This window comes from Marinobacter gelidimuriae, assembly GCF_000372805.1.
GTDB classification, from domain to species: domain Bacteria; phylum Pseudomonadota; class Gammaproteobacteria; order Pseudomonadales; family Oleiphilaceae; genus Marinobacter; species Marinobacter gelidimuriae.
Genome location: NZ_KB889884.1, coordinates 1 through 26,398, shown reverse-complemented (window position 1 = coordinate 26,398; position 26,398 = coordinate 1). Strand labels below are relative to the sequence as shown.

The 26,398-nt window shown below is 53.3% G+C and carries 29 protein-coding genes and 1 pseudogene; 13 read left to right on the top strand and 17 right to left on the bottom strand.

Annotated elements, in window-relative coordinates; translation table 11 throughout:
* Positions 1 to 104: 104 nt before the first annotated feature.
* The 5 genes from A3OI_RS0109260 to A3OI_RS0109235 all read right to left on the bottom strand — a co-directional run bounded on the left by A3OI_RS0109260 (position 105) and on the right by A3OI_RS0109235 (position 4,523).
* Positions 105 to 377 carry a type II toxin-antitoxin system YafQ family toxin gene (locus A3OI_RS0109260; protein ID WP_007351017.1) on the bottom strand — a complete coding sequence of 91 codons (273 nt, stop codon included), beginning with the start codon at positions 375 to 377 and terminating at the stop codon, positions 105 to 107.
* On the bottom strand, positions 377 to 637 hold the full coding sequence (locus A3OI_RS0109255; protein WP_007351016.1) for a type II toxin-antitoxin system RelB/DinJ family antitoxin: 261 nt from the start codon (positions 635 to 637) through the stop codon (positions 377 to 379). The genes A3OI_RS0109260 and A3OI_RS0109255 overlap by 1 nt, the downstream gene beginning before the upstream one ends.
* A gap of 692 nt (positions 638 to 1,329) precedes the next feature.
* Positions 1,330 to 2,520, bottom strand: coding sequence for an iron-containing alcohol dehydrogenase (locus tag A3OI_RS0109245; RefSeq protein WP_018404001.1), 1,191 nt, complete (start codon positions 2,518 to 2,520; stop codon positions 1,330 to 1,332).
* Positions 2,517 to 3,065: a hypothetical protein gene (locus tag A3OI_RS0109240; RefSeq protein ID WP_018404000.1), complete on the bottom strand. Its 549-nt coding sequence runs from the start codon at positions 3,063 to 3,065 to the stop codon at positions 2,517 to 2,519. Before A3OI_RS0109240 ends, A3OI_RS0109245 begins: the two co-directional genes overlap by 4 nt.
* A 168-nt stretch (positions 3,066 to 3,233) precedes the next feature.
* Positions 3,234 to 4,523 (bottom strand): M48 family metalloprotease, encoded by a 1,290-nt coding sequence (locus A3OI_RS0109235; protein WP_018403999.1) that lies wholly within the window; start codon positions 4,521 to 4,523, stop codon positions 3,234 to 3,236.
* 201 nt (positions 4,524 to 4,724) lie between these two features.
* Here A3OI_RS0109235 and htpG point away from each other — a divergent pair, with 201 nt between their 5' ends.
* The 7 genes from htpG (at position 4,725) to A3OI_RS0109200 (ending at position 12,372) form a co-directional block, all read left to right on the top strand.
* Positions 4,725 to 6,617, top strand: a complete 1,893-nt coding sequence (gene htpG, locus A3OI_RS0109230) for a molecular chaperone HtpG (RefSeq protein ID WP_018403998.1) — start codon at positions 4,725 to 4,727, stop codon at positions 6,615 to 6,617.
* Between the two features lie 19 nt (positions 6,618 to 6,636).
* Positions 6,637 to 6,855 carry a DUF2835 domain-containing protein gene (locus A3OI_RS0109225; RefSeq protein WP_007351010.1) on the top strand — a complete coding sequence of 73 codons (219 nt, stop codon included), beginning with the start codon at positions 6,637 to 6,639 and terminating at the stop codon, positions 6,853 to 6,855.
* A gap of 105 nt (positions 6,856 to 6,960) precedes the next feature.
* A complete protein-coding gene (locus A3OI_RS0109220) occupies positions 6,961 to 7,959 on the top strand; it encodes a tRNA dihydrouridine synthase (protein ID WP_018403997.1) in 999 nt (332 codons plus the stop codon).
* A 153-nt stretch (positions 7,960 to 8,112) separates the two neighbouring features.
* Positions 8,113 to 10,281: a catalase/peroxidase HPI gene (katG, locus tag A3OI_RS0109215; RefSeq protein ID WP_018403996.1), complete on the top strand. Its 2,169-nt coding sequence runs from the start codon at positions 8,113 to 8,115 to the stop codon at positions 10,279 to 10,281.
* 111 nt (positions 10,282 to 10,392) lie between these two features.
* Positions 10,393 to 10,602, top strand: a complete 210-nt coding sequence (locus A3OI_RS21835; RefSeq protein ID WP_323806875.1) for a CsbD family protein — start codon at positions 10,393 to 10,395, stop codon at positions 10,600 to 10,602.
* The gene (locus A3OI_RS0109205) at positions 10,583 to 11,644 is read left to right on the top strand and encodes an NAD(P)H-dependent flavin oxidoreductase (protein WP_018403994.1); all 1,062 of its coding nucleotides are present in this window, start codon (positions 10,583 to 10,585) and stop codon (positions 11,642 to 11,644) included. Before A3OI_RS21835 ends, A3OI_RS0109205 begins: the two co-directional genes overlap by 20 nt.
* A gap of 140 nt (positions 11,645 to 11,784) precedes the next feature.
* On the top strand, positions 11,785 to 12,372 hold the full coding sequence (locus A3OI_RS0109200; protein WP_018403993.1) for a LysE family translocator: 588 nt from the start codon (positions 11,785 to 11,787) through the stop codon (positions 12,370 to 12,372).
* On the opposite strand, the gene A3OI_RS0109195 is transcribed toward A3OI_RS0109200, so the two are convergent.
* The 3 genes from A3OI_RS0109195 to A3OI_RS0109180 all read right to left on the bottom strand — a co-directional run bounded on the left by A3OI_RS0109195 (position 12,334) and on the right by A3OI_RS0109180 (position 14,625).
* Complete coding sequence (locus A3OI_RS0109195) at positions 12,334 to 13,194, bottom strand: AraC family transcriptional regulator (RefSeq protein WP_018403992.1); 861 nt, start codon at positions 13,192 to 13,194, stop codon at positions 12,334 to 12,336. The two genes, A3OI_RS0109200 and A3OI_RS0109195, sit on opposite strands and share 39 nt — an antisense overlap.
* 135 nt (positions 13,195 to 13,329) lie before the next feature.
* A complete protein-coding gene (locus A3OI_RS0109185; RefSeq protein ID WP_018403990.1) occupies positions 13,330 to 13,644 on the bottom strand; it encodes a high-potential iron-sulfur protein in 315 nt (104 codons plus the stop codon).
* A 597-nt stretch (positions 13,645 to 14,241) separates the two neighbouring features.
* Complete coding sequence (locus tag A3OI_RS0109180) at positions 14,242 to 14,625, bottom strand: transposase (protein ID WP_267283292.1); 384 nt, start codon at positions 14,623 to 14,625, stop codon at positions 14,242 to 14,244.
* 264 nt (positions 14,626 to 14,889) lie between these two features.
* Between A3OI_RS0109180 and A3OI_RS0109175 the strand changes: the two genes are divergently transcribed.
* Both A3OI_RS0109175 and A3OI_RS0109170 read left to right on the top strand, forming a co-directional pair.
* Positions 14,890 to 15,345 (top strand): CopD family protein, encoded by a 456-nt coding sequence (locus A3OI_RS0109175; RefSeq protein WP_018403988.1) that lies wholly within the window; start codon positions 14,890 to 14,892, stop codon positions 15,343 to 15,345.
* Positions 15,346 to 15,379: 34 nt separating this feature from the next.
* Positions 15,380 to 15,583, top strand: coding sequence for a hypothetical protein (locus A3OI_RS0109170; protein ID WP_018403987.1), 204 nt, complete (start codon positions 15,380 to 15,382; stop codon positions 15,581 to 15,583).
* Between the two features lie 24 nt (positions 15,584 to 15,607).
* Here A3OI_RS0109170 and A3OI_RS0109165 read toward each other — a convergent pair whose 3' ends face one another.
* The 3 genes from A3OI_RS0109165 to A3OI_RS0109155 all read right to left on the bottom strand — a co-directional run bounded on the left by A3OI_RS0109165 (position 15,608) and on the right by A3OI_RS0109155 (position 18,682).
* The gene (locus A3OI_RS0109165) at positions 15,608 to 15,940 is read right to left on the bottom strand and encodes an SMR family transporter (protein WP_018403986.1); all 333 of its coding nucleotides are present in this window, start codon (positions 15,938 to 15,940) and stop codon (positions 15,608 to 15,610) included.
* A 130-nt stretch (positions 15,941 to 16,070) separates the two neighbouring features.
* Positions 16,071 to 16,442, bottom strand: coding sequence for a YajD family HNH nuclease (locus tag A3OI_RS0109160; protein ID WP_018403985.1), 372 nt, complete (start codon positions 16,440 to 16,442; stop codon positions 16,071 to 16,073).
* 59 nt (positions 16,443 to 16,501) lie between these two features.
* Positions 16,502 to 18,682 (bottom strand): OsmC domain/YcaO domain-containing protein, encoded by a 2,181-nt coding sequence (locus tag A3OI_RS0109155; RefSeq protein WP_018403984.1) that lies wholly within the window; start codon positions 18,680 to 18,682, stop codon positions 16,502 to 16,504.
* 152 nt (positions 18,683 to 18,834) lie between these two features.
* On the opposite strand from A3OI_RS0109155, the gene A3OI_RS0109150 reads away from it, so the two are divergent.
* Positions 18,835 to 19,464 carry a DNA-3-methyladenine glycosylase I gene (locus A3OI_RS0109150; protein WP_018403983.1) on the top strand — a complete coding sequence of 210 codons (630 nt, stop codon included), beginning with the start codon at positions 18,835 to 18,837 and terminating at the stop codon, positions 19,462 to 19,464.
* On the opposite strand, the gene A3OI_RS23390 is transcribed toward A3OI_RS0109150, so the two are convergent.
* The 5 genes from A3OI_RS23390 to phnD form a co-directional block, all read right to left on the bottom strand.
* On the bottom strand, positions 19,442 to 20,173 hold the full coding sequence (locus tag A3OI_RS23390) for a DeoR/GlpR family DNA-binding transcription regulator (RefSeq protein WP_228702936.1): 732 nt from the start codon (positions 20,171 to 20,173) through the stop codon (positions 19,442 to 19,444). The genes A3OI_RS0109150 and A3OI_RS23390 overlap by 23 nt on opposite strands.
* A 550-nt stretch (positions 20,174 to 20,723) precedes the next feature.
* Complete coding sequence (gene phnE, locus A3OI_RS0109135; protein ID WP_018403981.1) at positions 20,724 to 21,533, bottom strand: phosphonate ABC transporter, permease protein PhnE; 810 nt, start codon at positions 21,531 to 21,533, stop codon at positions 20,724 to 20,726.
* A complete protein-coding gene (gene phnE / locus A3OI_RS19695; protein ID WP_267283291.1) occupies positions 21,527 to 22,075 on the bottom strand; it encodes a phosphonate ABC transporter, permease protein PhnE in 549 nt (182 codons plus the stop codon). The genes phnE (A3OI_RS0109135) and phnE (A3OI_RS19695) overlap by 7 nt, the downstream gene beginning before the upstream one ends.
* An 87-nt stretch (positions 22,076 to 22,162) precedes the next feature.
* On the bottom strand, positions 22,163 to 22,966 hold the full coding sequence (phnC, locus tag A3OI_RS0109125; RefSeq protein ID WP_018403979.1) for a phosphonate ABC transporter ATP-binding protein: 804 nt from the start codon (positions 22,964 to 22,966) through the stop codon (positions 22,163 to 22,165).
* A 53-nt stretch (positions 22,967 to 23,019) separates the two neighbouring features.
* Positions 23,020 to 24,012, bottom strand: coding sequence for a phosphate/phosphite/phosphonate ABC transporter substrate-binding protein (gene phnD, locus A3OI_RS0109120; protein WP_018403978.1), 993 nt, complete (start codon positions 24,010 to 24,012; stop codon positions 23,020 to 23,022).
* Between the two features lie 233 nt (positions 24,013 to 24,245).
* Between phnD and A3OI_RS0109115 the strand changes: the two genes are divergently transcribed.
* The 3 genes from A3OI_RS0109115 to A3OI_RS0109105 are packed head-to-tail and all read left to right on the top strand — an operon-like array spanning position 24,246 to position 26,050.
* Positions 24,246 to 24,965 (top strand): hypothetical protein, encoded by a 720-nt coding sequence (locus tag A3OI_RS0109115; protein WP_018403977.1) that lies wholly within the window; start codon positions 24,246 to 24,248, stop codon positions 24,963 to 24,965.
* Positions 24,966 to 25,011: 46 nt separating this feature from the next.
* Complete coding sequence (locus tag A3OI_RS0109110) at positions 25,012 to 25,752, top strand: J domain-containing protein (RefSeq protein WP_018403976.1); 741 nt, start codon at positions 25,012 to 25,014, stop codon at positions 25,750 to 25,752.
* Positions 25,753 to 25,795: 43 nt separating this feature from the next.
* On the top strand, positions 25,796 to 26,050 hold the full coding sequence (locus A3OI_RS0109105; RefSeq protein ID WP_018403975.1) for a hypothetical protein: 255 nt from the start codon (positions 25,796 to 25,798) through the stop codon (positions 26,048 to 26,050).
* A gap of 9 nt (positions 26,051 to 26,059) precedes the next feature.
* Here the strand turns inward: A3OI_RS0109105 and A3OI_RS24790 are convergent.
* Positions 26,060 to 26,297, bottom strand: a pseudogene (locus tag A3OI_RS24790) (transposase); the annotation flags it as partial.
* Positions 26,298 to 26,398 lie beyond the last annotated feature (101 nt).

The following is a 26,398-nucleotide window of genomic DNA, read 5'->3' as shown; positions in this document are numbered from 1 at the left end:
CCTGCCGCTCCGCATGGAGGCTGCAGGCTATCCGGTTGCGCTGATCGGTGCGATCATGGCGAAGCAGGGGTGGTTTTGATGGACTTCCTGCGCTGCCAAGCCGGTCACTCGTCAAATAGATCCGTGTGCCGGCCCGTGCGCTCGAAGCGCACATCATCACCATCGATCTTGTAGATGAGCAGCCAATCCGGTTCGATGTGGGCATCGCGGAAGCTGCGCCATTCCCCCTTGAGCGGATGGTCTTTGTACTCCGCTGGCAAGGGCTGGCCCTCAAGCAGTAGTCGCATCGGCTGTTTGATCTTTTCCATATCCTTGCCGCGCTTCTTAGCGGCCTTCAGGTCACGCTTGAACTGGCCGGAATAGACGGGATTGAGCATCAGATGCCTAGCTCATCGAACAGTGACTCGGCGCTTTCGGCTCGGTGCAAATCCTCGCCGCGTTCGCTTTTGACGAGAGTCTCGGCGGTCAGCCGGTTGGGTACGCGCATCTCGAACGGCAAACCTTGCTCGCTGACCACTTTAGTCAGGCCGATGCGTACGAAATCAGACACGGTAAGCCCCATAGTGGCCAGTATCGCGGTGGCCTCATCTTTCAGGTGCCGATCAATTCGAGCGCGGACAACGTCGTTAGCAGCCATGATATTTTCTCTGTATAAGTGACTCTAATAATGTAGCTCAGATGAGCCACGCTATCAAGATCACTTCCTAAATGCCGCTCCCTCGGCTGCGCTGCTTCTGAGTCTGTGTGCAATTTTTTGTGTCAGTGGTGGGTTATTCAGGCTCAGGACACCGCTTGTTGTACAGCATTTTGTACGGAATAGTATTGTGTACAAGGTTACAAGTGACGCCTTGCGTGTAGCTCCGCTCCGCTATCATTACTGATTTAACGCCCATCTAAGCGCGCCAGCCACTGGCGATTCAAGCTGCTGATTCTGGCGTTAGCTTGAATCGTTTGCTATGGGTCTCGATCCGCGCACCGACCCTGACGATCGGGAAGAAAGCGAGCGCGATTGACCGTAACCTATCGGCGAGTGCACCATATGTCGAATTGAAAGTGTGACAGTCTTACCGTCTTGGCGTAGCGTGGGTAGAGGTTAGCCAAGCTTTGCGGGGCCGAACATGGCGTTTAGATGAACAAGGATGAAATCAATGGATACGGGATATAGATTTTGCCCGGTAAGGAATGCATTGATCGCTGGGAAGATGAGGGGGTGCGACATTGACGCATCTGGTCCTTAAGCACCGCCTTGAGAGAAGAAAATAAATCTTTCGCAGTTCTCAACGTTGCAGCCTTTCGGCTGCATCGCCGATTTCCATGAAACGCCCGGGCTTATCCGGCCCAGGCGTTTTCCAATACTGCACGCACATCTTTTAAGTCCGCTTCTTTCGGGTTGAACATAATCGCGCCGTCGTCCAGCGCCATTTGGGCAATGGCTTCCAGCTGGTCGTAGGTCACCTTGCCGCTTTCTTTCAGGGTGCGCGGCAATTCACACTGCTGATACAGGTTGTTGCGTATCTTGCGAAGGGCGGCAATGCTGGCTTCGGCGCGGCGACTGGAAGGCGTGGCGGAATACACTTCCGGGCCATCCAAATAGAGCAATAGTTCGCCCAAAAACTGGCGAATCGTCTCTAGGTTGTATTCCAGCACATAAGGCAGATACAGGCTCATGCACAGGCCGTGGGGTAGGTGGCAGATAGCGCCCGTGGCGTGGCCAAGCGCGTGTACCAGGCCCACCATTGAGTTGGAAAATGCGATGCCCGCCATAGTAGATGCCTGCGCCAACTCCAGGCGGCCGTCGACGTCTTTGGGGTTGTCCATCACCTTGGGCAGAAACTGGCTGACCTTTTTGATGGCCGCTGTGGCATAAGCGTCGCTGAGCGGGTTCTTCGCCATGCAGGTGAAGGCTTCCACCGAGTGGGTCATGGCGTCCATGGCTGTGGCCGCAGTGATGTGCGGCGGCAGGGTGATGGTCATTCGCGGGTCAATAATCGCCGCGTTGGGCAGCAAAAATGACGACGTAAAGGGCAGTTTAACGCCTTTTACCTCGTCGGTGATCACCGCCACAGACGTCACTTCCGAGCCGGTGCCTGCCGTGGTAGGCACCACAAAAAACGGATTCAACGGTTTATTGATCACACCGGCACCGCTGTATTTGGCCAGGTCATCGCCGCCCTCAGACACCAGAATATTCACCGCTTTACCGGTATCAATGGCCGAGCCACCGCCTACAGCGATAATAGAGTCGCATTTCTCTTTGCGATAAAGCGCGGCAATGGTACGCACCACGCTGATAGACGAATCGGGTGGCACGTCATCAAAAATGCAGACAATCTCTAAACCGCTGTCTTCGCAGGCGGCAATCACCGGGTCTAGCAAGCTGGCCGCGCGCACACCCTTGTCGGTCACAATCATCGGGCGCTTGGCCCCAATGCTGGTCAGTTCGTAGGGGATGTGCTCTAAAGCGGCTTTGCCGGCAATCACTTTGACCGGGCAGAAAAACTCGTAATATTGGCGGCTCATGATGCTCTCGCTGTTTTAATAAAATGGGTCGTAACTTTCAGATAAATTCGGGCGGCGCTGATGAGTTTTTCAGGCAGCTGCAGATTTTTGGGATAGGCTTTCACCGCCCGTTCGGCCACCAATTTTGGTAAAATAAAGGCTTCCAGGCGGTTCAGAATGCGGGTCATACGCACCGCGTAACTGATGTCGCCATCCACTAACATGCGATCGTTGGCGAAGGCTGCCAAGGTTTTTTCCTGGAACGAAAGCACCAGAAATGCGTGTTCCAGGTGTTTGAATTTTATCGATAAGTCGATTGACCGTGGCGCTTCTCCGCTCTGGTATTTAAAGCGCCCGTTGCCGACGTGCTCAATCAACAGGCTGGCGCCCTTGGGCATCACCATCATCTGAAATAGAAAACCTGTGGGCAGTGGGCGCGCTTCATTGCACACCTCGTCGTCCACTTCGCTGACCGCCTGCAAGGCTCGGCCCATTACCTGAAACATAATATTTACATATAGCCGCTTGGCTTTTGAGCCCAGTGGCCGAAGGTGCTTTGTTGCCATGGTTATTACCCACTGTGAATGTCACTGTGAGTATTTTTAGAGTGATTACTCTATAAAGTCAATCGGCCTTACCGAGCTGTCGCTCAAAGCCGTGACAATGATCATTTTTTGCCATAAAAAATGCCGCAGGCGTGTAAGTCTGCGGCTTTAGAAACTGCGATTAACGGGTTATTGGGTCAGGCGCGTCAACTTAGCCTGAGCTTCCTGGCCGATTTCGCCACCGGCCTGCGCAGCGGTGCGGTAGTTGGCAATGGCCTCGCCACGGTCGTTTTGTTTCACCGCAATGTCTCCCAGGCGCAGAAACGCGATGGACGTAGGCACCGACTGGTTGGCCTGGGTCAGATTGTCTTTGGCCTTGCCCAGGTTATTTTGTTCCAGCGCGTTCAGGCCGTTGTAGATACGGTACACATACATTTCCGGGTAAAGCTCAACGGCCTTGTCAAAATCTTTACCGGCTTTGTCCAGGTTTTCCTGCTGCTGGTACAAACGCCCGCGCAGGTTGTAGAACATCGCTTCTCGCGGGGCCAGCTTGATTGCCTGGTTCACTTTGTCGATGGCCGCCGCGTATTCTTTCTTACCAGCTAATTCAACCGCCTTGTCATGAGCATCGTAAGCGGGCTGCAGTTTTCGTAGCAGGGCGGTTTTCTTCTGGTATACGTCTTCACCGCGATAGCCGCCGCCACCCACTTCACTCACCAGTTTACGGTTCTCGCTCACCCGTTTGGCGGATGGTGGGTGAGTGGCAAACAGTCCGTCGATGAATCCGGCGCTGCGGCCCTGCGACATTTCCAGAAAAATCTGTTGCAGCTCTACAGCGGCCTGGGGGTCATAGCCGGCCGCTTTCATATAGCGGATACCGTAATAGTCGGACTCCAGTTCGTCGCCCTGGCTGTATTGCGCCAGCGCCAGTTGTGCGCCAACGGCGGCGCCGCCCATCACCATGCCAGCCCATTCGTTATCCGTCAGCGCCAGGCCCAGAGCGCCCACTCCCAAGCCTATAATCTGCGCCTGCTGCATACGCTGCACGCTGTGGCGGGCGGCGGCGTGCACAATCTCATGACCCAGCACCGAGGCCAGCTGGGCTTCATCGCTGAACGCTGTCAGCAGGCCGCGATTAATGGCAATCTTGCCGCCGGGCAGGGCCCAGGCGTTGGGCACGCTGCTGTTCAGCACCACAAAATCGTAGGGCAAGTCAGGCCGGTCGCTCACCGCCGCCAGTTTCATGCCCACTTCGCGAACGTACACAGTCAGCTCCGGGTCAATATAGAACTGACCGCCTTGAGTCTGCTGGGTGGGCTTGTACTGCTCGGCACCCATGCTCAATTCCTGATTTTCCGGAATGATGGACAGTTGGCGTTCCCCGGTGACCGGATTGACTGAGCAGCCGGCCAAAGTAAAAGCCAGCGTTAGCGCAGTAAGTAGGGCTTTCAACATCTGGGGTTTGGTGATTGGGTTCACTGCGAGCTCCTGCTGATTCACAAGTTATGAGGGCTTTATAGCATAGGTGGCGTTCCGTCTTGCTACTCACTGACGTTAAATCCGCTGACTCGTTAGCCTTGAAATGCCTCTGGGTGGCCCCATTTCTGCTTCCATGATCCATGGCGTAGCACAAATCGCCACTTATTTTATGTTCCACAGTAGTCAGGAGAGATACGCACCATGACGGTTGAATCGCAAAAAGAAACTCTGGGTTTTCAGACCGAAGTAAAGCAGCTGCTACAGCTGATGATTCACTCCTTGTATTCCAACAAGGAAATTTTCCTTCGTGAGCTGGTTTCCAACGCTTCTGACGCAGAAGACAGGCTGCGCTTCGCCGCTCTGAAAGACGACGGCCTGTACGAAGGCGATTCCGAGCTCAAAATCCGCCTGGCGTACGATGCCGAAGCCAATACCGTCACCTTGAGTGACAACGGCATTGGTATGGTCCGCGAAGACGTGGTCAGCAATCTGGGGACTATTGCCCGTTCCGGCACCGCGGACTTCCTGAAGCAGCTGTCTGGTGATGAGAAAAAAGACAGCAAGCTGATCGGCCAGTTTGGTGTAGGCTTTTACTCGTCATTCATTGTGGCTGACCAGGTTGACGTATTTACCCGCCGCGCCGGTGCACCCGCATCCGAAGGCGTGCATTGGGCGTCTAAAGGCGACGGTGAATTCACCATCGAAACCGTTGAACGCGCCCAGCGTGGCACCGAGATTGTGTTGCAGCTGAAGCCGGAAGCCAAGGAATTTGCCGATGGCATGCGCCTGCGCAACCTGGTGAAGAAGTACTCTGACCACATTTCGTTCCCGGTGGTCATGGCGTCTGAATCCGAGGAAGAAGAGCAAAAGGGCAAAGACGAAACGGTCAACGATGCCACTGCGCTCTGGACACTGCCGCGCACGGAAATTAAAGACCAGGAATACAAAGAGTTCTACAAGCACATCTCCCACGATTTTGAAGACCCTCTGAGCTGGTCTCACAATAAAGTGGAAGGCAAGCTGGATTACACCAGCCTGCTGTACCTTCCGGCTCGCGCGCCGTTTGACCTGTACAACCGCGAAACACCCCGTGGCTTGAAACTCTACGTTCAGCGTGTGTTCATTATGGACGACGCCGAACAGTTCCTGCCGCTGTACCTGCGCTTCACTAAGGGCGTGATTGATTCCAGCGATCTGTCGCTGAACGTGTCCCGTGAAATTCTGCAGAACGACAGCATCGTCGACAGCATTCGCACCGCGGTCACCAAGCGGGTTCTGGACATGCTATCGAAGCTGTCCAAGAAAGAAGGCGACGAATACCAGAAATTCTGGAACGAATTTGGCGCGGTGTTAAAAGAGGGCCCGGCGGAAGACTTTGGCAACCGCGAAAAAATCGCCGGCCTGCTGCGTTTTGCCTCTACCCACACCGGTGAAGAAGCCCAGAATGTATCTTTGGAGCACTACATCGGCCGCATGAAAGAAGGCCAGAAAAAGATTTACTACATCACTGCTGACAACTTCATGGCCGCCAAGAGCAGCCCGCACCTGGAAGTGTTCCGCAAAAAAGGCATTGAAGTGCTGATTCTGTCTGACCGCATTGACGAGTGGATGATGGGTTACCTCAATGACTTCGACAGCAAGCAGTTCCAGGATGTGGCTCGCGGCGAGCTGGATCTGGGTGATGTAGAAACCGAAGAAGACAAAAAGCACCAGGAAGAAGCCACCAAAGAACATCAAGGCCTGCTCGAGCGCATAAAAAAGGCTTTGGAAGAACGGGTTCAAGAAGTGCGCGTAACCAACCGGCTGACCGATTCACCAGCCTGCCTGGTAGTGGCGGATTTCGACATGGGTGCCCAGATGAAGAAGATTATGGAAGCCGCTGGCCAGAGCGTGCCAGACAGCAAGCCGATCTTCGAAATTAACGTGGACCACCCGCTGGTGCAGCGCCTGGAGCGTGAGCAGAGTGAAGATCGCTTTGGCGAGCTGTCTGCGGTTCTGCTTGACCAGGCTACCCTGGCCAGTGGCGAACAGCTGAAAGACCCGGGCGCCTACGTAACACGCCTGAACCGTCTGCTGTTGGAGCTGGCCAACTAAGCCAGACCGGATACGAGCCATGCAACGCATTGTGGTGGACATTAGCATTGGCCCTGACGAGTGGATAAAGCTCTACCAGGGCCTTGCACAAGATGTGACTGCACGGGCCCGGGACGGACGCTCTGTTCGTTTCCCGGCTCGAATTCTTTCCCGTTTTTATCTGAACGATGGCGTTCGTGGCAGTTTTTGCATCAGCTTCAACGACCAAGGCAAGTTTGAAACTATAGAACGCGTATAATCCCTTCTTCTCTATTTCCTGATTTTTTGGCATCCTCAGTGCCACTGTTGTTATCACTCTTTTTATCACTCTTTCACCGCTGTTTTGACCTGCTCTGGAGCGCTCATGCAAATTATTCTGGCCCCGATGGAAGGGCTGGTGGATGCACCTATCCGTGAAACCCTCACCAAAGTGGGCGGTATTGATCGGTGCGTGACCGAATTTATTCGCGTGACCCACGGCATGCTGCCGCCGCGGATTTTCTACAAATACGCGCCCGAACTTCATAACAACTCGCTGACCCGGGTGGGCGTGCCAGTGGCGGTTCAGCTGCTGGGTTCCGACCCGCACATGATGGCCCGCCACGGTGCCAAAGCCGCAGAACTGGGCGCCACCCAGGTGGACATCAACTTTGGCTGCCCGGCCAAAACCGTGAACAAGCATAAAGGCGGTTGTGTGTTGATGCGTGAGCCCGAGCTAATGCATGAAATTACCGCGGCCGTGCGCCAGGCCGTGCCAGCCGATATCTTGGTGACGGCCAAAATGCGCCTGGGTTATGATGACCGCTCCATGGGCGTGGCCTGCGCGCAAGCCCTGGACGCCGCTGGCGCCGGGGAAATCGTTATTCATGCACGCAGCAAAACCGACGGCTATAAGCCACCTGCTTACTGGGAAGAAATTGCCAAGGCGCGGGAAGCGGTAAAGGCCAAGGTAATCGCTAACGGTGATATTTTTACGGTGGCTGACTACTGGCGCTGTCGTGAAGTGACTGGCTGTGACGATGTAATGATTGGCCGTGGCCTGGTGGCGCGGCCGGATTTGGCACGCCAAATTCGCGCCAGCCAGCGCGGTGAAAGCATCGAGCTGATGACCTGGCCGGAAGCACTGGCTCTGGTGCAGGAATACGGGGTCGCGCTTCAGGGCTGGCTGGAAGACAAGTACGTAACCGGGCGCATCAAACAATGGATGAACTATTTACGCCAGGGTTTTAGCGAAGCCGAGGCCCTTTGGCCCCAGGCACGAAAAATTCGTGAAGTGGCACCTATGTTCGAGTTCCTTAATCAGGCGGCACCAGAGCCGGCGAAACTGCTGGCGGAACAGGCAGGCACGCCTGCACGGTCATAGTTAAAAACTAACTGTCGTGGTAGGAAAAGAAAATTATATTAATGCTAGCCTGTTGCCTTATAGTCAGTCCAAGCCACATCAAAGAAGCAACGCATAATTGCTACGTTGTCTTTGAGTGAAGCCAACATCCCCCGAAAATAGTGGAGAAAAAAGATGGCTGATAGCAATTCAACAGCGGGCAAATGCCCGGTCATGCACGGCGGCAATACCTCCTCCGGCAGCAGCAACATGAAATGGTGGCCCAGCGCCTTGAACCTGGCCATCCTCAATCAGCACGACAGCAAAACCAAGCCCCTGGGTGCTGATTTCAATTACCGCGAAGAGTTGAAAAAACTCGACGTAGACGCCCTGAAAAAAGACATGAACGACCTGATGACCGACAGCCAGGATTGGTGGCCGGCGGATTGGGGCCATTACGGCGGTCTGATGATTCGTCTGGCGTGGCACGCAGCCGGTTCCTACCGCGTTGCCGATGGCCGCGGTGGCGCAGGCACCGGCAATCAGCGTTTCGCTCCGCTAAACTCCTGGCCGGATAACGGCAACCTCGACAAAGCCCGCCGGCTGCTGTGGCCCATAAAGCGGAAGTACGGCAACAAACTAAGCTGGGCTGACCTGATTGTGCTGGCGGGTAACGTGGCTTATGAATCCATGGGCTTCAAAACCTTCGGCTTCGCCTTTGGCCGTGAAGATATCTGGCACCCGGAAGAAGACATCTACTGGGGCGCAGAAGACGAGTGGCTGGCTACCAGCGATAACGCAAAGAGCCGTTATTCCGGTGAGCGCGACCTTGAAAATCCGCTGGCGGCGGTGATGATGGGCCTGATCTACGTGAACCCCGAAGGCGTTGACGGCAACCCGGACCCGCTTGCAACTGCCCACGACGTGCGCGAAACGTTCAAGCGTATGGCCATGAACGACGAAGAAACGGTCGCGTTGACCGCAGGTGGCCACACCGTGGGTAAGTGCCACGGTAATGGCGATCCGGCAAACCTGGGCGAAGCACCGGAAGGTGCTGAAGTAGAAGAGCAGGGCCTGGGCTGGAATAAAAAGACCGGTACAGTCGGTAATCACACCGTCACCAGCGGTCTTGAAGGAGCCTGGACCACCAACCCCACCCAATGGGACGACGGCTACTTTAAATTGCTGATGAACTACGAGTGGGAACTGACCAAGAGCCCGGCCGGCGCTTGGCAGTGGGAGCCGGTGGACATGAAAGAAGAAGACAAGCCGGTGGATGCAGAAAACCCGTCTGTGCGTCGCAACCCGATCATGACCGACGCCGACATGGCCATGAAAATGGACCCGGAGTACCGCAAAATCTCCGAGAAGTTCGCCAAAGATCAAGCCTACTTTGAAGACGTGTTTGCTCGCGCCTGGTTCAAATTAACTCACCGTGACCTTGGGCCAAAAGTGCGCTATGTCGGCCCGGAAGTACCTCAGGAAGATCTGATCTGGCAAGATCTGACGCCTGCCGGCAACACCGGTTATAACGTTGATGCCGTAAAAGCAAAGATTGCTGCCAGTGGCTTGAACGCTACCGACATGATTAACACCGCCTGGGACAGCGCCCGTACCTACCGTGGTTCGGATATGCGTGGCGGCGCCAACGGAGCTCGAATTCGTCTGGCCCCCCAGAAAGACTGGGAAGGCAACGAGCCTGAGCGCCTGGGCCGCGTATTAAGTGTGCTGGAAGCAATTGCCGCAGATACAGGCGCCAGTGTGGCCGATGTGATTGTGCTGGCAGGTAACGTTGGCGTAGAGCGGGCGGCCAAAGCCGCGGGTGTAAGCGTAAACGTGCCATTCTCAGCCGGCCGTGGCGATGCCACCGACGAGATGACCGACGTGGAATCTTTCGAGCCGCTGGAGCCCATTCACGATGGCTTCCGTAACTGGGTGAAAAAAGATTACACGGCTACCCCGGAAAAACTGTTGCTGGATCGTGCTCAGTTGATGGGCCTTACAGCGCCGGAGATGACGGTGCTACTCGGTGGAATGCGTGTGCTTGGCACCAACCACGGTGGCAGCAAGCACGGCGTATTCACCAGCAGGGAAGGTCAACTGACCAACGACTTTTTTGTAAACCTGACCGACATGGGAAACAGCTGGAAACCGACCGGCAAGAACTCCTACGAGATTCGCGATCGCAAAACAGACGCGGTGAAGTGGACCGCTACCCGAGTAGACCTGGTGTTCGGCTCCAACTCCATCCTGCGCTCTTATGCGGAATTGTATGCTCAGGACGACAGCAAAGAGCGCTTTGCGCACGACTTTGTGACCGCTTGGGCCAAAGTTATGAACGCTGACCGGTTTGATATCGCGTAGGTGTGAATGGTATTTAAAAGGGCGCTTCAACGAGAGTTGAAGCGCCCTTTTTTTATTAAAAATGACTCTTTCTAAACCAACGTGCTTCATGTAAACATGAATATATTATGAATTAATCGCAACGCCATCATTATTGTTAAATTTTGGAAACAACTCAAAGGCACGATGCGTGAAAACTGGGGCAAACTGACTGACGATGAGGTAGATGAGATGGGTGGCCGCAAAGATCATTTCTTGGGCAAAGTTCAAGAAAAATACGGCACAACACACTGGCATTGGTTTTTAAGGATTATTAATGCACATGACTTCGGGTTTTATTGAAAAACTGGGCATTCGTTTTCCCATTATTCAGGCACCAATGGCTGGCGTATCTACGCCGGAGTTGGCTGCCGCGGTGTCGAACGCGGGCGGGCTCGGTTCACTGGGGCTTGGCGCTAGCACAATTGACCAAGCTCGAAACATGATTGAACAGACGCATCGGCTAACCGGACAGCCGTTCAATGTGAACGTCTTTTGCCACGCCCCTGCAACGCGTGACCCTGACAGAGAAAAAGCGTGGCTTGCGTATCTTTCTCCACTGTTCAGCGAAGCCGGGCTGGATACGCCCGATCAACTCGACGAAATTTACACTTCATTCCTTGTCGACGACGAACAATTCGAGATGTTGCTTGAGCTGCGCCCGGCTGTCGTCAGTTTTCATTTCGGCATACCTTCTGCTGACTGTATTGCCTGTTTGCGTGAGGCCGGCATTTACACCATGGCAACGGCGACCAATCTTTACGAGGCAACACTGATCGAGCAAGCGGGAATAGATGCCATTGTCGCCCAGGGTATTGAAGCCGGCGGGCACCGGGGTATGTTTAACCCGGAAACAACGGATGAGTGTTTGAGTACGATGGTGCTTGTGTGTTTGCTGGCAAAGCACACAACACTGCCTATCATCGCGGCGGGCGGCATTATGGACGGCCATGCCGTCAACTCGGTGCTGAAACTTGGAGCGGTAGCTGCCCAGCTAGGAACGGCATTTGTTCTGTGTCCCGAATCTGCGGCCAATAGCGCCTATCGCGAAAATCTGAAAAGCCAACGTGCAACGCAGACACGATTGACGGATGTCCTATCCGGGCGGCCAGCACGGGGGATGGTTAATCGATTGATTACATTTGGCGAAGCAGACGGCAGCCCGTTTCCCGCGGATTACCCGCGAGCTTACGATGCAGCTAAACGGCTTAGTGAAGCCGCGTCCAAACTGGGAAACAACGAATTTGCCGCACAATGGGCGGGGCAGGGAGCGCCGCTGGCGCGTGAGCTGCCAGCGTCGGAGTTGATGAGCGTGCTGATAGCTGAAATTCGCATCGAACCGTAGATCTCTCTCGATTTTGATCGCGCTCTTAAACCCGATCTTAATTGAGGCTCAATAAGCCGCAACACCTCAATTTTGTTCAATATACCATGCTGCCGGGCATGGCAGAATCCGCTCCTGATTCGACCGGAGAGTGTATAACTATGTCTTTGATTCTGCCCATGTGTGCGTTTGCCTTAGCGGCGTCTATTTCACCCGGGCCTGTAAATCTTGTGTGCCTGAGCAGTGGTACCCGCTACCCGATTGCCACCGGCTTAACGTTTGTTACCGGTGCCACGCTGAGTTTTATCGTGCTCTTCATTGCGGTAGGGCTGGGTCTTTATTCACTGCTGACGATAGTGCCGGGGCTGCAAAGTATGTTGCGCTGGGCAGGCATCGCATTTTTGCTTTATCTGAGTATCAAGTTAGCCCTGGACAGCGGTCAATTGCCAGAAGCTGGCCGCAAAAAGGCACCGGGCTTCATTACAGGCGCCTTGATGCAGTGGTTGAACCCCAAAGCCTGGCTTGCCTCCGCTTCTGGCATCGGGGCGTTCACTAACGCAAACGATCTGAACCAGGTCCTGCTGTTTGCTGCTCTTTACCTGCCAATCTGCTGGTTGTCACTGGCTTGCTGGGTTTACGCCGGCGCATTCCTGCGCCGATATGTTCAAAAGCCCGTCATCCTGATGACCATCAACCGCACACTGGCGTTATTACTGGCTGCCAGCTGCGTGTATCTTCTCGTTAGCTGAACCGAGACGGTACTGGTTTGGAGTTGCGGCCACTCGTAGCTTGAAGGCACGCTGAAAGTGAGGCTGATCGGCAAAGCCTGCATTCAGGGCTGCCTCGGCAATGGGCGTGCCTTGTTTTAGCTCACTCTGGCCGAGTTGCACGCGTCGATTCACCAGGTACGCATGGGGAGTAAAACCGAATGCCTGTTTAAAGGAGCGGATCAAATGGCCCTCGCTTAAACTTGAAAGGGCGCATAGGGTCTCCAGCGAAACATCTTCCGTCGCATGCTGATCTATATAGCGAACCAGCTGTGTTAAAACATCTGCGATAGCCGGCTGCTGATTGATTGGCTGAGTTGCCAGCTCGTGCATGAGACCTGATAGAAACGTCTCTAATTCTCTCTGCTTGTCTGTAACCGCAGACTGGGCATCCAAAAGGCAATCTGCGAGATGGCAGTAACGATCGAACCAGCGGGTATCGGATAGCACAGCCGTGTGTAGATCCTGCCAGGCTGGGGTAGGGAGTAAACCCGCCTGGAATCGCAGATTTGTTAACCACTGGGTATCAACATACATCATTAAATATGACCAGGGACGGTTATCTATCGGATTGCACGCGTGCGCCCACTCCGGGTTCATCACCACCAAGTCTCCGGCACTGACCGCAAAGCTGTCGTCGCGATAGCGAAACGTACTTGTTCCGCTGGTAATCGCACCTAACGACCAATGTGGATGGCTGTGGAGGGCATAGCAGACCTGACGCCCATCCGCGACCTTACGAAGTTCTACGTGAGGCATGCGTTCGTCGCGCCAGAAAATCGGGGAAAATGAAGAGGCAATCATTGCTTGTCTTCCTGAGAAATGCTCAGGTAACTTACTTCACGTTTACGATTTTTAAAAGAAAACCGGTGCAGATTTATTTTCCTGGAAAAACAATTGGTCACCGGTTTTTTAAGATCATCATTCAAACGTTGGTAATTAGGCCTTCTTGACCCAAGTCTGACACCAGCCGTTGGTCTCTACGCTATTTTGCGGGAACAATGCACAGCCGTTGTTGGCTTCTTGGAAGAAATTGCAGTTTGCGCAGTGTTCACCTGCCGCATAAGCCGGGTGGCCGGCGGCCTCTTCGGCCACTTTAACGTAGTTCAGCCCTTTGGCTTGGGGGGTTGTTGGGTCGAGCGGTGGAAGGCTTTGGGCGAACGCGCGCTGGGATAGTATGCCCATACCAAGAGGTAGAGCAGCCATACCCAGCAAACTGTGACGCATAAACTTGCGACGACTCTGATCAGCCATGATAGTTCCTTACATGTGTTTAAATTAGGAATATTAACCAGTTATTAATCTTCACGGTGTTTTATACGTTTCACAGTGAGAATAGATCGAATTGAAAAAACATTCAAATCTTCACTTCATGCAGATCAACTCGTTTCTTAAATAAGAAAGAGGTTGATAATTAAACAGCTTGTTAAATGGGATGCATTCTCAAAATATTTAAATAATAAAGATAATGATAATAATTATCTTTATTTATTCCGCCTGCGTATTTCTAGCAGTGAGCTAATAGTCAACGTGATCATGGTAAGTGGTATTACTAAATAAAGTACCACTGCGCCAAATCCGGGTAGAGCATCATGTTGAATTGTTGCCAGAACGAGACCCCCACTGTCAGCCTATTTATCCAGTTGGCGATTTCTGGGCCGGCCCTGCATGGGTCAGAAGTATGCGCACCAAGGCCTGGGTTCCGGTCAGAAATACTCGCCCGGACTCTCGCAGGTAGCGGTCTTCAAGTTGGTAATTGTCGAGCTTCGGACCGCTTGCATTGAGAGGGGCGGTGGCGAGAATTGTCAGCAGGCATACGATCCTCTTCTTCTAGGGTCTGTTGACGTTTCATTACATCGGCAACCATAAAAACCCACAAGCCATGGCGACGACGCTCTCATAGTTGCGTTTCAATTTGTCATAGCGCGTCGCCAGCCCACGACAATGTTGCAAGCGTGCAAACGCATTTTCCACCAAATGACGGTGGCGATATAACGACCCATCCATATCCGCATTACCTATGACCGAATTCGACTTTCTTGGAATCACGGCGATGGCACCTCTGCTTCTAATCTGTTCGCGAATCTTTTCACNGTCATATCCTTTGTCCGCTACCACGGCTTTAGCCGGCGGCAATGGTTCCATTAATTCGCTTGCCACCGTGCTATCATGGATCTCGCCGCCACGAGTTCCGCTTGTCATAAATATTTTCTTGAAGCATCCATCACTGAGCATGAATCGGGGCATGGCAAACTCGTTTTATGGGTGGTGCAGGAACCTTAATATTACGAGTTTGCCTATTTTATTCAATACCTTATCTGAAAACGTCAACAGCCTCTAGTCATTTTATAATCAAAAGTTTAGAAGAGAATTCGGCAAATGAGTTGGTAAATAGACGTCTGTTACGTACTTAAGGCTGAGGAAGATGGGGGTGCCGGTCGTGTTTGTCGGGCCGTTCGTGTAAATTCAGGTACGAATTACATCAAAGGAAAAAATGTTATGGGTCTGGCTATTGCGTTGCACGCGTTATCCGCTGTTATTTGGGTTGGCGGTATGTTTTTTGCCTACATGGCGATGCGCCCGGCCGTGGGTGAGGTGATCGAAGCTGCGCAGCGTGGTGAACTTTGGTGTCAAACGCTTACCCGGTTTTTCCGTTGGGTTTGGTTGGCGATCGTGCTCTTGCTGATCACCGGGTACTGGATGATTTTCAAGGGATTTGGTGGCATGGCAGGAGCAGGGTGGCACATTCATGCCATGCAGACGCTTGGCCTGATCATGATGTTGCTGTTTTTTCACCTCTACTTCGCCCCGTTCCGCCGTTTGAAACTGGCCGTTGCTGCCAGCGATTCCCAGGAAAGCGGGCGTCAGGTCGGCAAAATTCGCCGACTCGTTGGCATTAATCTGATTATTGGGCTGGTGGTGGTGGCTATCGGTTCTGCCGGGCGCTATCTGTAAACAGAGAAAAAAAGCTGGGAACAGTGACATTGTAATGGATACAACAGATCTGATTTTGGGGCTGATTTTCAGCTCCATTGGCGTCGGCTATTTTATTTACGGCCGCAAGCAATCGAATATCGTAATGCGATATTGTGGTATCGCTTTGGTTCTATACCCTTATCTGGTGACGGACACGCTCGCGTTGGTGGCGGTGGGTGTCGGGCTGATGTTGGTTCCAAGATTCGTTGAAATTTGATCGAGGCTAACGTGTTGGTAAAATTTAATGCGCAGTCGCGTTGGAAAACACATTAATAACAACCACACCAGCCACAATAAGCCCCATGCCGAACACGCTCGCCATGTCTAATTTCTGACCAAGCGCCAACCAGCCGATCAGTGATATCAGAACGATTCCTGAGCCAGACCAGATGGCATAGGCTATGCCGACCGGAATCGTTTTCAGGGTCAGCGACAGAAAATAGAAAGCGACGCCGTATCCGATAACCACCATCACACTTGGAAGCACTTTGGTAAAGCCTTCGCTCGATTTCAGGCTTGAAGTCGCAATCACTTCCGCAATAATAGCGATGCTTAGAAACAGCCAGTTTTTCATTTAAATACTCTTTTTGAACACATTGGATTAGAAAACCACTTGCAGGAGGCTAAAAAAAACGAACTCTTGTCTCAATTATCAGCGTTTGTTCAAAACAGCGGCGTTTTGCATTGGGTTTTAGCTCTGGCTATTAGCTTTTCTTTTCGAGCGCGTCTTTCAGGCCAGCAAACGGATTGTGCGTAGCCGCCTCCCGCCTTTTCTCACCGCCGCCGCCGTAGCGCACGAAATCTTCGAACTTACTGTGTTCGTTGTCGTGGCAGTAAACGCACAATAATTCCCAGTTACTGCCATCGGCGGGATTGTTGTCGTGGTCATGGTCGCGATGATGCACCGTCAGTTCTCGCAAATTGGCGCGGGTAAACTCTCGGGTGCAGCGCCCGCATATCCACGGGTACATTTTCAGTGATTTTTCGCGATAGCCGCCTTCGCGCTTCGCGATGTACTCACGCTGCTCAGCCAGAATCTTATCCAGTTTGCTTGTATCGCCAACGTTCTGACTCATCAGTGCTTCCCTCGGAAAGTAAATCTGTCCCGGCGTTCAGTTCCGGTTCTCAATGTCATTCAAACTCTGGCCGCACGCGCTGCATGCAGCTTTTTATAGCTTTCAATAAGCCGCAGGTGTTTGTCCAGGCCTTCCAACTGCATGTTGGTTGGGGCAAGGCCGTAAAAGCGCACGTCGCCATTCACCGAACCCACGACCGCGTCCATCGTCTGTTCACCGTACATGCGCCTGAGATTAAACAGGTAATCACTTAACTCAAGCTCGTCATCGATAACAATTTCCAGTACCGCATTCACCGCTCGATAAAACAGCCCGCGTTCCACGGTATTGTCATTGAACTGGATAAAGGTCTCGACCCGGTCAAGGGCGTCTTCGTGCTGTTCCAGAGCCAGGTTGATCAGAAGCTTTAACTCCAGAATGGTGAGCTGGCCCCACACCGTGTTCTCGTCGAATTCAATACCAATCAAGGTAATGATGTCTGTGTAATCGTCGATCTGGCTTTCTTCCAGGCGCTCCACCAGGGCATTCAGCTGGTCGTCATTCAAAGAGTGGAGGTTGAGAATGTCTTCGCGATAATCCAGGGCCCGATTGGTGTTGTCCCAGATCAGATCCTCTATCTGGTAAACCTCGGAATAGTCAGGCACCAGCATGCGGCAGACCGGGGCGCCCAAGTCGTCATAAACCGCTGTATACACTTCTTTGCCCAGGTCTTTGAGGATGTTGAACAGGCCGGCGACTTCTTCTTCATTGGTGCCCGAGAAATCCCACTCGCTAAACTCGAAATCCGCCTTGGCACTGAAAAAACGCCAGGAGAGTACACCGCTGGAATCAATGAAGTGCTCCACGTAGTTGTTGGGTTCGGTGATCGCAAGGCTGTTAAACGTGGGGGGTAGAAAATCGTTTAAGCCTTCAAAACTGCGGCCCTGCATCAACTCGGTGAGGCTGCGTTCCAGCGCCACTTCCAGAGTCGGATGCGCGCCGAAAGAGGCAAAAACGCCGGAGGTTTTCGGGTTCATCAGAGTGACACAAGCCACCGGAAACTGACCCCCAAACGAGGCATCTTTGACCAACACAGGATACCCCTGTGCTTCCAACGCCCGAATGCCTTCCAGAATGTTGGGGTATTTTTCCAATACGTGCAGGGGAACGTCTGGCAGTGTAAATTCTTCTTGAATGATCTGCTTTTTGACCGCCCGCTCAAAAATTTCTGACAGGCACTGAACTTGCGCCTCAAACAACGTGTTACCCGCACTCATGCCGTTGCTCAGGAACAGGTTTTCAATCAGATTGCTGGGAAAGTACACCGTCTCGCCGTCTGAATGGCGCACAAAGGGCAAAGCGCAGATTCCGCGCTCTGCATTGCCGGAGTTGGTGTCGATCAGGTTAGAGCCCGCCAGTTCATCGTCCGGGTTGTAGATGGCCAGGCAGTGGTCATCCAGAATGCCCTGGGGCAGTTCGTCGTTGGGCCCTGGTTTGAACCAGCGTTCATTGGGGTAATGAACAAACTCACTGTTGGCGATTTCTTCGCCAAAAAACTGATCGTTATAGAAGAAGTTGCAGTTCAGGCGCTCAATAAATTCGCCCAGCGCCGAGCACAGAGCACTTTCTTTTGTCGAGCCTTTGCCATTGGTGAAGCACATGGGCGAGGCCGCGTCGCGAATGTGCAGTGACCACACGTGAGGCACGATATTGCGCCAGGATGCGATTTCAATTTTCATGCCCAGATCCGCCAGAATGGCGGTCATATTGGCGATGGTTTGCTCAACGGGCAGGTCTTTACCTAAAATATAAGTGCTGGCGTCGCCTTCTGGCTTGGTCATCAGCAGGGCCTGGGCGTCTTCATCCAGGCTGTCTACGATTTCAATCTGGAATTCAGGGCCGGTTTGCACCACCTTTTTGACCGTACAGCGGTCGATGGAGCGCACAATGCCCTGACGATCTTTGTCAGAAATGTCTTCTGGCAACTCAACCTGAATTTTGAAAATCTGGTTATAGCGGTTCTCGGGATCAACAATGTTGTTCTGCGACAGGCGGATATTGTCGGTTGGAATATTCCGTGCTATGCAATAAATCCGCACAAAATAGGCCGCACACAACGCTGATGACGCTAAAAAATAGTCAAAAGGGCCGGGCGCTGAACCGTCGCCTTTGTAGCGTATCGGTTGGTCGGCAATCACCGAGAAGTCGTCAAACTTGGCTTCAATTCGGAGGTTGTCGAGAAAATTGACGTTGATTTCCATTGCGAGGGTACCGATTTGTAGAATTTGGCGCTTTGTGGCCTTAGATTGCGGCTATTATCCAGTTTTTGACGCCGAACGTCTTTCAATTCGGTGAAATTTAACCATAGCTAACAGAGGATGGTAGGACACAAGATAATGGGATGGACTAAAAAATGGAGCATGACCGTATTAGCGCGACGATAGAAGGGCCAGACGGAAAACCGCGTTGCCGTTGGTGCGGCACCGTACCGGAGCTGCGTGTTTATCACGACACCGAATGGGGCTTTCCCGTGGGTGATGATTTTCGTTTATTCGAGAAGCTGAGCCTTGAAGGCTTTCAGTCCGGATTGAGTTGGCGCACCATTCTGGCGAAGCGCGAGAATTTCCGTGCGGCCTTCCATCATTTTGATTTCAACAAAATCGCATGCTTCGACGAGTGCAGTGTCGAACGTTTAATGATGGATGAAGGCATTATTCGGCATCGTGGCAAGATTGAGGCCGTGATCAACAATGCGCGACTGGCGAAAAAGCTCGTCGAGCAGGGTGGTTCCCTGGCAGCTTTCGTATGGCGTTACGAACCGGACGCAAAGCCGCCCGCGGATCTACAAACAGTATCGACTTCCGCGGAATCCATTGCCTTGTCGAAGGCGCTTAAGAAGCTGGGGTGGCAGTTCATCGGGCCAACCACGGCTTACGCCTTCATGCAGTCGATGGGGTTGATCAACGACCACGCCGCGGATTGCGTCATTCGGGCCGGCGTAGAGCAAGCGCGTAAACGTTTTACCCTTCACCACATTCGATAATGCTCACCGAGTCCGGGAGGCCTTCCCGTTGCTGATTGGGCATAACGTCGGTGTATAAGCGATCAACATACTTGAACGAGGCGACTTTACAGTACGAGCTTAGCGTCCATTTGCTGTAATCGGCCACCAGCAGACGGTCCCGGGTATTGCTTATAATGGCCCGGCTGACTTCGGCCTCACGGATTTCATGATCCATCAAACCGTGCTGAAGATCCATGCTGCCAGTACTGATGATGCCAAAGTCGGTAACGAACGAGCTGAAGAAATGGGTGACTTCCGGCCCGACCACGTCTTGGTCTTTATGACGATACTGTCCGCCAGACACGATAACGTCGATACTGGGGTTCACTGAAAGCGCTGCGGCCACGCGGAGGTTGTTGGTCAAAATCTTGAGCGACCGGTGATGGATCAGCGCTTGCGCCACCCGCTCAATGGTACTGCCCACCCCAAGGCTGACGGTGGCCCCTTCCGGAATATGCGCTGCGACACGCTCGGCCATGCGCTGTTTGGCCCGTAAATTACGCACCTGTAGTTCGTCAATGAGATGAGTGGCAGCGCTGGGGGGTAAACTGACGCCACCGTAACGACGGCGCAACAAGCCTTGCTCGCAAAGCTTGTTGATGTCGCGACGAATGGTCTGAGTAGTAACGCCAAAGCGTTGCCGCAATGCCTGCGAATCCAGGCCCAGTAAATCACGGCCGACCCGCATGGCCATGGTGATTTATCGAAGTCTCCGCGCCAGATGTTGATGTGAATCGAGCTTTCCCGAACATTGAATCCCTGTGCTTTAAGGGCATCGTGAATCTGAGCCACCTGTTGCGGGTTTAAAGATTCTTGCTGGTTATAATCCACCGCTACATCCACAGTGCGAAAGGCCTGGTCGCCGGTCAGTTTCGGTTCAAAGTCCAGCTTCAGCGCAGCAACAGCCGCCAATATGCGGGCCTGGTCTTCGCGATGGGACAATTCGTTATCCCAGTAGTGCCAACGAACGGTCATGGGGGTCGTGCGTTCTGCGTAAAAGGCACCGCCTTCACCAATCACGGCGGTTACCGGCCAGGTTCGAATGATCTGATCACACCAGCCGGCGCAGCCACCGGTGACCGGAATTACTTTGATGCCCGCAGCCGCCAGGCGACAAATCGCGAGATAAGTTTCGGGCAGCAGCTGGCCGGCGGTGGTCAGCGTATCGTCCACATCGGTGAACAGAATATCCGCGTCACCAAACTCAAAGTTATTCAACATAGCGTCTGTTTTCTCGTTCAGATTACTTTTTTGCGCAAGATACTGGTAATGGCTTCGCCCAGAATAACCAGAACAATGATGGCTAACAGGATTGTTGCAACGGTCTGCCAGGCGAACAGGTCAATCGACCCTTGCAGCAACACCCCGATACCACCGGCGCCTACCAGGCCCAAAACGGTAGACTCACGAATATTAATATCCCAGCGCAAAATAATGATGGCAAAAAAGGCCGGCATTACCTGGGGTACAATCGCGTAAAGCACCACCTTCATCTTACTGGCGCCCGTTGCTTGCATGGCTTCTACCGGGTTGCGATCAATCTCTTCAATGGCCTCGCCCATCAGCTTGCCAATAAACCCGATGGACCGAAACATAACCGCCAGAATACCGGCCAGCACGCCCGGGCCAAAAATGGCCACAAACAGCAGCGCCCATATAATGGTGTTCACTGAACGGCTGGATACCAGAATAAATCGGCCAAGCCACAGCGTTGCCTTGTTCGGCGTTGTATTCTGCGCCGCAATATAGGACACCGGTAAGGCGATGAATATCGTCAGCATGGTCGACAGCGTGGCAATATGAACGGTTTCCAACATGGCATGGAAAATCGCATCCCACCGACTGAACTCCGGTGGCCACATGCGTGAACCCAGGCTTTGAATCTGATTGGGGGCGTCCCATGCCCAGGGCCAGAAAATGTCGATGTCTTTTATCGCCCAGACAACGGCCACCAAAGTTGCCAGGTAGATCCCGTAACGGATCAACTGCTCTTTCCGGTCATAGCGTGACCAGACATGGTCTTTCAGTTTTGCAGCGTGATCTACCATACTTTTTTCCTCACCCATCCGCTGAACCCTTCACTGATCAAAATGATCCCGATAATCATCAGCAGAATGGCAAATGCGAAATCGTAATCGTAACGTCCGAAGGCGTTCATCAGCGTGCCACCAATACCGCCTGCACCTACAATACCGACCACCGCCGAAGCGCGAAGGTTGCTGTCCAGCTGGTACATAGACAGCCCTATCTGGCGTGGCATAATCTGTGGGAAAACCCCAAAGACCAGTATTTTAAAGTAACCGGCACCCACCGAGCGCATGGCTTCAACCTGACCCCAGTCGATCTCTTCGATTTCCTCAGCCAATAACTTGGCCACAAAGCCGATGGAATACAGGGTCAGGGTGAGAATGCCCGCCAGCGGGCCAAAACCGACCGCGGCTACAAAAAGAATGGCCACGATGACCGGGTGGAAACTGCGGGATATAACAATCAGCGCACGCCCTAACAAATAGACAGGCAAGGGCGCCACATTTTTAGCGGCCATCACCGCGATGGGCAGCGACAGGCCAACACCCATCAGGGTTGCCAGAAAGGCAATCTGGAAACTTTCCTTGAACCCGGTCCATAACAGACTGCCGCGCTCGAAACTGGGCGCCGGCCTCGGTTCTGACGCGTGTCATGCCGAAGCCTCCTGATCCTGTGATGCCTGCCTCGCCGAATCGTCACCGTCTTCTTCCGGTGATTCGATGCCACCGTAAATGGCGTCTAGCGCATCCTGGTTGAAATCTTTGGGCTCACCGTCAAAAATCATCTGGCCGTGGCGCATACCCACAATGCGGTCGGTATACATCCGCGCCTGGGTTACGTTGTGAATATTGATCAACACCGGCAGTGACATTTCACTCGCCAGGCTTTGCAACAGGCTCATGATTTGCTGCGACGTTTTGGGATCCAGCGAAGCTGTTGGCTCATCAGCCAGCAAAATCTGCGGCTCTTGCATCAGCGCACGTACCACTGCAACACGCTGCCGCTCGCCACCCGATAGCTGATCTGCGCGTTTGTCGGCGTATTGGGCAATACCGACACGCTCCATAAAGTTGAAGGCACGATCGATGTCAGTTTGCGGAAAGCGGCGGGTTAAAGCCTGGAAAAAAGACACGTAACCTAAGCGCCCGGACAGCACGTTCTCCATAACCGTTAAACGATCAATCAGGTTAAAACCCTGAAAAACCATACCGATGCGTCGGCGGGAATGACGCAATGCACTTCCGCGAAGATTGACCAACTCGTGGCCGTTTAGCTTGATCGAACCCGATGTCGGTTCGACCAACCGGTTGATGCAGCGCAACAGGGTACTTTTCCCGGCGCCTGATGCGCCGACAATGGAAACAACACTGCTGCCATCGACCGTCAAATCAAGACCTTTGAGCACGGGGTCGTTCTGCCCGTATCGCTTGACGAGGTTGGTAATCTCTAACATGTGATTAACTCCGGAGAGAGCCTCTGACAGGCTAGCCAGAGGCTCCGGTTTTCTTATTGAAGATTATCGGGGGTGTACTGCACACCATTGGACGCCTGGATGGTGCGAATGACGCGCCAGTTGTCCTTGTAGTTGATCGGAATGAACGTTTCGACGCCTTCAAACTCGTCACCCAGCTCGGTGCCGGCGAATTTAAAGGTATAAAAAGCTTCGCGAACTTTCTCGACCAGGTCAGGGTGCAGGTTGTGTGCATAGTTATAAGAGGTTGTCGGGAAACGATCTGATTCCCAAATCAGGCGCACGTCGTCAACGTCATACAATCCACGCGCGGCCATGCGTTCTACCACTTCTGAGGCAACTGGCGCGGCATCGTAGTCGCGAGCGACCACACCAAGCATGGATTGATCGTGGCTGCCCGAAAATGAAATCTCGTAGTCTTCACCCGGTACTATCCCCATTTCCGGAAACAGCGCCCTGGGTGCCTGGTTGCCGGAGTTAGATGTTGGTGACGTGTGTGCAACCCGCTTGCCTTTCAGGTCTTTTATTTCATAAATGTCAGAATCACTGTGGGTGAAAACCTGCAAGGTATAGCCAAACTGGCCCGTGTCTGACCCCATCAGCGCAAAGGGAACCGCACCGGCAAGGTTAACGGCGAAAGGCGTTGGGCCAGTGGAAAAGCCGGCGATGTGCAGGCGCCCACTGCGCATGGCTTCTACTTGGGCAGAATTGGATTGCACGGCGAAGAAGCGAACATCTTTACCGGTCACTTTCGCCAGGTGATCAATGAAAGGCTGCCAGATATCCGAATAAATGGCCGGATCTTCAACGGGCGTGTAGGCAAAAATCAAGGTATCGGGATTAACCCACTCTGACTCATCCGTCGGCAAGTCGGCTACCATGTCGCCGTCTGCATCGCAGTACATGGCGTCGAGTGCGCCTCGTTCACAGTCCGCCAGAGCCGGGCTGCTGAAAGCAAACAGTAAAGCGGAGGCCGCTAAGGTGACGGACGGCAAGGTGCCGGAAAACAGTTTTTTCTGCATATTCATTGAAATGCTCCACTGGAAACGGTCCCTGCATGAGAATCTCATGCGTTGAATTGAACATCCTGAAAGGACCCGTTCCGCCAGGTTGTTGTTATAAGATGTTCAATTGAATGTTGAGGTGCCTTTTTGGGCGCGTGAGCATTGGGCAATGTGGTCTGCCAGGCCTGTGAATTGCGTATTCTTTACCCTAAGCTTGCACTAATACATTGGCAGAACAAGGCGGTTTGCAAAAGCGTATGTCTGACAAAGAGCTCCGTACAAAATCCGATAAACAGTCGATTGACCAGTTTATCCACCAGGTCCGTAAGTTGCCTCAGCAAGGTAGAGAGCAAGGTGGAGGGCAGGGCGGCGAGCAGGGCCGGCTGATTTTCGCCCTGGATGCCACCGCCAGCAGAGAGGCTACCTGGGACCAGGCTTGCCACTTGCAGAGTGAGCTTTTTCTAGCGACCCGGGATTTGGGTGGCCTGGCCATTCAGCTTTGTTATTACCGCGGTTACGGGGAATTCAAGGCTACGGGGTTTGTTAACCAGACCAGCCAGCTGCTTAAGCTGATGAACGGCGTGTCCTGCCTGGGCGGCCGTACCCAGATTCACCGGGTTTTGGCGCACGCCAGAGCAGAAACCCGGTCAAAGGCCGTCAAAGTCGTGGTGTTTATCGGAGATTGTTGTGAGGAGCCGGTAGACGAGCTCTGCCACATCGCCGGGGAGCTGGGCATGCTGCGCACCTCGGTGTTTATGTTCCTTGAGGGTGCCGATGCACACGCCAAGGCGGTGTTTCAGCAGGTGGCCAAACTGTCGGGTGGCGCCTATGCACCCTTTAACAGCAACAGCCCGCAAATGCTGAAGGATCTTATGGCCGCTGTGGCGGTCTATGCTTCCGGGGGAGCCAAAGCGCTGCAGGACTATTCCAGCCGCAGCTCGCCAGAAGTTAAGCGCTTGACTCAACAAATCCGTTAGCGCCTATTTCAATTAACCGGTGGGTCAATCGGCCCGAGGTATCCGAGTGCTATTAGTGCTTTTGATTGCTGTGATGACCGTTGTTGCCTGGGTCTGGCTGCGTAACCAGCCGCCCGGCCAGCAGAAACCGGCCATTATTAAGCTGGTGTTGATTGCTGGTGTCGTGATGGTGGTTCTGATGGCCATTACCGGCCGCCTGCCCATCTTGTTCGCAGCGTTGGCTTTCCTGTTTCCGCTATTACGGCGGGTTCTTCCTTCGCTATTGATGGGTCGTCTGTCGGGTTTGGGCGGCGGCCAGGCAAAGGCACAGCCGGGCAACCAGTCCCATGTTTCCAGCGATATCCTCAAAATGACTCTGGACCACGACTCCGGAGATATGACCGGTGAAATAGTGAAAGGCCCGATGGCAGGGCGGGCGCTGGCGGATTTGGCCGAAAGTGAATTCATCGGGTTGCTGCAGTATTGCCGGGACCAGGACGAGGATTCTGCCCGGCTTTTGGAAACCTATTTAGACCGCCGCTTCGGCGATTCCTGGCGCACTGACGATCCGGCTGGCGATGACAGGGCCCAAAACGGTGAGCAGAACGGTGAGCGCGAAAGCTCGAACAGCAGCGGCACTCTGACCGACAGCGAGGCCCTGGACATTCTGGGGTTGGAGGCCGGTGCCAACCGGGACGAGATCGTCCAGGCTCATCGTAGGATGATGCAGAAAATGCATCCGGACCGTGGCGGAAGTAACTACCTGGCTGCCCGTGTTAATGAAGCCAAAGAGCGGCTGCTCGCCTAAGGCGCTACTCAACGAGAAGCCATGCTTTCCCGGAGAATGATATATGGCTTATTTTAACAAACACTACCACAGCCCAGGCACAGCACCTGGAACTCTGGTGACCATTCAGAAACCGGTAACGCCGGTTACCATAAAGCTGATCGATTACACGGAGTCCTCGGTTGAGGAACATCAACTTGCTTCAGCGCGGGATTGTCGGCCATTTCTGGCTCGGGAGAGCAAAACCTGGATTCAGGTAAACGGGCATATTGATCAAGGAACTGCCGGGCGCAAACCCTTTGCTTTAGCTGAGGGATAGCCCGGTTTAGGCGGGTCGCGTTTGTTGTCGCACGTAACTTCTCACCACGTCCAGCGAAACGCCACCGGTGGACACCACGCAATAACTCCGACCCCATCTGTTCGCAGGTTTCTCGAAAGATCGCTTCCAGTGCGGTCAGAATCTCGCCTGTAAACACCGCACGGCGGTATTTTGCGACAAAGACTAGGTGAATTGTGTTTTTGTAGACAACGCTTCGGCCTTTTCGCCAATTCACTTCTTCCGTCATTTTACGCCTTCTAAGCTAGATTGTATTTTCCGTAGGGTGTAACTTTAGAGGATGATTGTAAAGCACGGAAAATCCATCGAGATCACCGATCAGTTGTCGCC

Coding starts and splice junctions, on each gene's coding strand:
- A3OI_RS0109185 (WP_018403990.1), bottom strand. CDS start 13,644: ATGGCTGATCAGAGTCGTCGCAAGTTTATGCGTCACAGTTTGCTGGGT.
- A3OI_RS0109260 (WP_007351017.1), bottom strand. CDS start 377: ATGCTCAATCCCGTCTATTCCGGCCAGTTCAAGCGTGACCTGAAGGCC.
- phnD (WP_018403978.1), bottom strand. CDS start 24,012: ATGAATATGCAGAAAAAACTGTTTTCCGGCACCTTGCCGTCCGTCACC.
- A3OI_RS0109150 (WP_018403983.1), top strand. CDS start 18,835: ATGGAGCATGACCGTATTAGCGCGACGATAGAAGGGCCAGACGGAAAA.
- A3OI_RS0109165 (WP_018403986.1), bottom strand. CDS start 15,940: ATGAAAAACTGGCTGTTTCTAAGCATCGCTATTATTGCGGAAGTGATT.
- A3OI_RS0109115 (WP_018403977.1), top strand. CDS start 24,246: ATGTCTGACAAAGAGCTCCGTACAAAATCCGATAAACAGTCGATTGAC.
- phnC (WP_018403979.1), bottom strand. CDS start 22,966: ATGTTAGAGATTACCAACCTCGTCAAGCGATACGGGCAGAACGACCCC.
- A3OI_RS0109155 (WP_018403984.1), bottom strand. CDS start 18,682: ATGGAAATCAACGTCAATTTTCTCGACAACCTCCGAATTGAAGCCAAG.
- A3OI_RS0109220 (WP_018403997.1), top strand. CDS start 6,961: ATGCAAATTATTCTGGCCCCGATGGAAGGGCTGGTGGATGCACCTATC.
- A3OI_RS0109205 (WP_018403994.1), top strand. CDS start 10,583: ATGACTTCGGGTTTTATTGAAAAACTGGGCATTCGTTTTCCCATTATT.
- A3OI_RS0109160 (WP_018403985.1), bottom strand. CDS start 16,442: ATGAGTCAGAACGTTGGCGATACAAGCAAACTGGATAAGATTCTGGCT.
- A3OI_RS0109175 (WP_018403988.1), top strand. CDS start 14,890: ATGGGTCTGGCTATTGCGTTGCACGCGTTATCCGCTGTTATTTGGGTT.
- A3OI_RS23390 (WP_228702936.1), bottom strand. CDS start 20,173: ATGCGGGTCGGCCGTGATTTACTGGGCCTGGATTCGCAGGCATTGCGG.
- A3OI_RS0109200 (WP_018403993.1), top strand. CDS start 11,785: ATGTCTTTGATTCTGCCCATGTGTGCGTTTGCCTTAGCGGCGTCTATT.
- A3OI_RS0109170 (WP_018403987.1), top strand. CDS start 15,380: ATGGATACAACAGATCTGATTTTGGGGCTGATTTTCAGCTCCATTGGC.
- A3OI_RS0109255 (WP_007351016.1), bottom strand. CDS start 637: ATGGCTGCTAACGACGTTGTCCGCGCTCGAATTGATCGGCACCTGAAA.
- A3OI_RS0109195 (WP_018403992.1), bottom strand. CDS start 13,194: ATGATTGCCTCTTCATTTTCCCCGATTTTCTGGCGCGACGAACGCATG.
- A3OI_RS0109245 (WP_018404001.1), bottom strand. CDS start 2,520: ATGAGCCGCCAATATTACGAGTTTTTCTGCCCGGTCAAAGTGATTGCC.
- A3OI_RS0109105 (WP_018403975.1), top strand. CDS start 25,796: ATGGCTTATTTTAACAAACACTACCACAGCCCAGGCACAGCACCTGGA.
- phnE (WP_018403981.1), bottom strand. CDS start 21,533: ATGGTAGATCACGCTGCAAAACTGAAAGACCATGTCTGGTCACGCTAT.
- katG (WP_018403996.1), top strand. CDS start 8,113: ATGGCTGATAGCAATTCAACAGCGGGCAAATGCCCGGTCATGCACGGC.
- A3OI_RS0109225 (WP_007351010.1), top strand. CDS start 6,637: ATGCAACGCATTGTGGTGGACATTAGCATTGGCCCTGACGAGTGGATA.
- A3OI_RS0109240 (WP_018404000.1), bottom strand. CDS start 3,065: ATGGCAACAAAGCACCTTCGGCCACTGGGCTCAAAAGCCAAGCGGCTA.
- htpG (WP_018403998.1), top strand. CDS start 4,725: ATGACGGTTGAATCGCAAAAAGAAACTCTGGGTTTTCAGACCGAAGTA.